Source organism: Caballeronia telluris (assembly GCF_001544495.1).
GTDB classification, from domain to species: Bacteria; Pseudomonadota; Gammaproteobacteria; order Burkholderiales; family Burkholderiaceae; genus Caballeronia; species Caballeronia telluris.
Genome location: NZ_FCNZ02000144.1, coordinates 1 through 767 on the forward strand (window position 1 = coordinate 1; position 767 = coordinate 767).

Genomic DNA, 767 nt, shown 5'->3' on the forward strand with positions numbered 1-767 from the left:
ACCGTCGCGATGGCGTTGCCCGCGTAGATCGGACGCTCGAAGGTGTCGGCGCTGTCGACGGCGGTGATGTCGCTGATTTGCGCGACGTCCAGATGCGCGGCGATACGCGGTGCGATGTTCTTGCCGTATGCGGTAGCGGGCGCGAGGATGTGCGAATAATCCTTAGCGATATTCAGCACCGTACCGTCGATGTTCTCAGCCAGCCCGTCGGCGAGTTGCGGCGCATCGGCGAGCAGCACTTTCGAAACGCCTGCGATCTTCGCGGCCGCATCGGCTGCGGCTTGCGCATTCGAACCTGCCACGAGCACGTGAACGTCGCCACCGATCTTAGAAGCAGCCGCAACCGTGTTCAGCGTCGCGGCCTTGATCGATGCGTTGTCGTGTTCTGCGATAACCAGAATCGTCATGTTCTTTCCTTTAGAGCACTTTGGCTTCGGTCTTGAGCTTCTCGACCAGCGTCTTCACGTCCGGCACCATCACGCCGGCGGAGCGCTTGAGCGGCTCGGCGACTTTCAGCGTCTTCAGACGCGGCGCGACATCGACGCCTAGATCCGCCGGCTTCAGCGTTTCCAAAGGCTTCTTCTTCGCCTTCATGATGTTCGGCAGCGTGACATAGCGCGGCTCGTTCAGGCGCAGGTCGTTGGTGACGACTGCGGGCAACGTGAGCGAGAGGGTTTCCGAACCGCCATCGACTTCGCGCGACACAGTCGCTTTGCCATCGGCTACAACGACCTTCGATGCAAACGTCGCCTGCGGCAATCCCGTCA

At 61.1% G+C, this 767-nt stretch carries 1 protein-coding gene and 1 pseudogene; both read right to left on the reverse strand.

What is annotated here, in order from left to right:
- Positions 1-407, reverse strand: a pseudogene (locus AWB66_RS32630) (electron transfer flavoprotein subunit alpha/FixB family protein); the annotation flags it as partial.
- Positions 408-417: 10 nt separating this feature from the next.
- Positions 418-767: electron transfer flavoprotein subunit beta/FixA family protein (locus tag AWB66_RS32635; protein WP_407642360.1), on the reverse strand; the 350-nt coding region annotated here is incomplete at its 5' end.